The sequence below is a fragment of the Streptomyces sp. WG7 genome, from assembly GCF_049975785.1.
GTDB lineage: Bacteria > Actinomycetota > Actinomycetes > Streptomycetales > Streptomycetaceae > Streptomyces.
The window spans coordinates 1-3,272 of record NZ_JBNGGE010000119.1 but is presented as its reverse complement, the minus strand read 5'-3'; the positions used below and the strand labels follow the sequence as shown (position 1 = coordinate 3,272).

Sequence of the window (3,272 nt, the reverse complement as noted above, 5' to 3'; positions counted from 1 at the left end):
CGCCCTCGGACCACCCCGTGCCATCAGCGGCGTCAGCGAACGCCTTGCACCGCCCGTCGGCTGAAAGCCCGCCCTGCTGGGAGAACCCGATGAAGGTGTCCGGGGTCGCGATGACGGTCACTCCGCCGACCAGCGCCATGGAGCACTCTTCGGAACGCAACGCCCGCGCGGCCAGGTGCAGGGCCACCAGCGAGGAGGAGCAGGCCGTGTCGACCGTCACCGCTGGGCCCTGGAGGCCCAGCACGTAGGCGACGCGGCCCGATATGACACTCGGTGAGCCTCCGGTGATCAGATGACCGGCAACGTTCTCCGAGGACCGGTCCGCCACCTCCACATAGCCCGATGGGGAGGCGCCCACGAACACGCCCACCTGGCTTCCAGACAGCGAGGCAGGGTCGATCCCCGCGTGCTCCAGGGCCTCCCAGGAGGTTTCCAGCAGCAGTCGCTGCTGCGGATCGGTCGCCACCGCTTCACGCGGAGAGATGCCGAAGAACTCCGCGTCGAAATGGCCCGCAGCCTGTAAGAAGCCGCCCTGGGTCGTGGTCGAAACAACGGCGTTCCCCGAGCCTCCGTGCAGCTCTTCGAAGTCCCAGCCGCGGTCGGTGGGGAATTCGGAGATGGCGTCACGGCCCTCGGCCACCAAGTTCCACAGCTCGTCCGGCCCCGAGACCTCCCCCGGGAAGCGGCACGACATGCCTACGATCGCGATCGGCTCGTTCGCGGCATCGACGAGCTGCTGGTTCTTGCGCTGGAGTCGTTTGTTCTCCAACAGCGAGGCGCGCAACGCTTCGACTACTTTGTCCGCAGACGTACTCATTGTCAGCTCCACAGATTCCGCGTTGTCACGACTCGTTGTCGGCGAGCGCTATCCGGACCAGATCGTCGACGTCGGCAGCCAGCAGGGTGGCTTCGTCGTCTTCCTGCTGTTGTTCCTGGGCGCCTCGGTCGGGCGCATCGTCGGCCAGGCCGAGTACGGCGTCCAGCAGGCCCGCCTCACGGAGCTTGGCCGGTGAGACGGACGCGATGAGCTTGCGCAGGACTTCCTCGTCCGGCTCGGGGCCACCGCCCAGGGCTTCGCTGAGGTGATCGGCCAGTCCGGCGATCGAGGGGTAGTCGAACGCCATGGTGGCGGGCAAGCTCAACCCGGTCGCTGCCGCGAGTCGGTTGCGCAGTTCCACGGCTGTCAGGGAGTCGAAGCCCAGCTCCTTGAACGCCTGACCGATGTCGATGCGGGTGGACAGGGCGTGCCCGAGTACTGCGGCGACATGACCGCGGATCAGCTCGTGCAGGAACCTCGGGCGGTCCGCGGCCGGAGTGTCCGCCCACCGCTGTGCGAAGCCCGATCCCGCGTCCGTACTCTCCGAACTCCCGGCCAGTACCTCGTTGACTTGGGGGATGTCGGACAGCAGCGCACTGGGCCTGGACACCGTGAACGCGGGCGCGAACCGGGACCAGTCCATGTCCGTGACAGTCAGACCGGTCTCGTCGTCCTGGAGGACGCGCTGCAGGGCTGCCAGCGCCAGCTGGGGGCTCATCGGCAGGACACCCAGCCGCCGCAGATACTCCCCCTGTTCAGGACTGTCGACGGCCATACCCGCTTCGGCCCAGTTGCCCCACGCGATCGCGGTCCCAGGCCGCCCCTGCGCCCGGCGGTGAGCCGCCAAAGCGTCCAAGTAGGCGTTTCCGGCGGCGTAGGCGGCCTGACCGCCACTGCCCCACGACGACGCACCCGACGAGAACAGCACGAACGCGTCCAGCTCAAGACCACGGGTCAGCTCGTCCAAGTACGTGGCCCCAGCCACCTTGGCCTGCAGCTCCGCCTCCACCTGCTCCGGCGTCACCGAGTCCAACTCGACCACACCATGGCTCACCCCAGCCGCATGGACCACCATGCGCAGTGGAATTTCCGCAGGTATGTCCCCGATTACGTTCGCCAGCGCGCTCCGGTCCGCCACATCGCACGCCACCACCGTGACCCGCGCACCCATGGCCTCCAGCTCGCTGCTCAGCCGCTGTGCCCCAGTGGCCGCCGAACCGCGCCTGCTGAGCAGCACCACATGCTGAGCGCCGCGCTCAACTGCCCACCGTGCAACGAACGCGCCCAGGCCACCGGTACCACCAGTGATCAGCACCGTGCCCCGTACCTGCCACGGCACGCCACCAGAACCACTGGCCGGCGCATGGACCAGCCGGCGGCCGAACGCCCCCGCCGCCCGCACCGCGACCTGGTCCTCGGCGCGCTCAGCCGACACCACCGACACGAGCCGGCGCGCCGCCCTCTCGTCGAACTCCTCGGGCAGGTCCACCAGACCGCCCCATTGCTGAGGCCGCTCCAACGCGGCCACCCGGCCAACGCCCCAGATCCCGGCCTGCCATGGACTGGCCACCGGGTCCTGCCCCCCGACCGACACCGCACCCCGGGTCACCGCCCACACGGGGGCGTCGATCCCGGCATCGCCCAACGCCTGCAGCAACACCAGGGTGGGCAGCACACCTGGAGGTGTCACCCCCGGCCCTGCCGCGCCGAACGCCAACAGGGAGAGCACACCGACGAGTTCGTTTCCGGGCAGTCGCGACGCCAGCGTGCCGCGGTCGTACCCGTCGTACTCCAGTACATGGGCCGACGGACCCATCGCGGCCACGACAGCGCTCAACCACGGGTCATCACTGACGTCGGCCGGCACCACGACCAGCCACGGCCCCGACACCGCGGATGCCGAGAAGCCGTCCAGCGCTTTCCAGGTCTCCCGGTAACGCCAGCCCTCCACAGCACGGTCCTCGCGGAGCCGGTCACGCCACAACGACAGCGCGGGCACCACCGAGGACACCACGTCGGTATCCAGACCCAACGATTCCGACAACGTCCGTACGTCGTGGCGCTCGACCGACGCCCAGAACTCCGCATCCAGCGGGTCCTGCACGACAGGCATCGCATCCTCGGCCGCCTCGGGCCAGTACCGCTGGTGCTGGAAGGCGTATGTGGGCAGCTCCACATGCCGGGCCCCGGCGAACAACGACTCCCACACGACGGGGACTCCGCGGACGTACAACTGCGCGGCCGCGGCCGCCAGGGCGGTGTCCTCGGGGGTCTCCGCGCCACGCAACAGGGCAACCGCGGTGACCTCCTCACCACAGGCCTGCTGCGCCATCGCACTCAGCACACCACCGGGCCCCGCCTCCACCAGCGTGCGCACACCCCGCGACTGAAGCCACCCCACCCCATCAGCGAACCGCACGGTCTCCCGCACCTGCCGCACCCAGTACCCCGCAGT

General features: G+C 69.3%; 2 protein-coding genes. Both read right to left on the bottom strand.

Features of this window, described 5'->3' with window-relative positions; genetic code table 11:
- On the bottom strand, nucleotides 1-817 hold an 817-nt coding region (locus ACP4J0_RS38260), incomplete at its 3' end, for a beta-ketoacyl synthase N-terminal-like domain-containing protein (protein ID WP_426604026.1).
- 25 nt (nucleotides 818-842) lie between these two features.
- A partial coding sequence (locus ACP4J0_RS38255; protein WP_426604024.1) for an SDR family NAD(P)-dependent oxidoreductase occupies nucleotides 843-3,272 on the bottom strand: 2,430 nt, incomplete at its 5' end.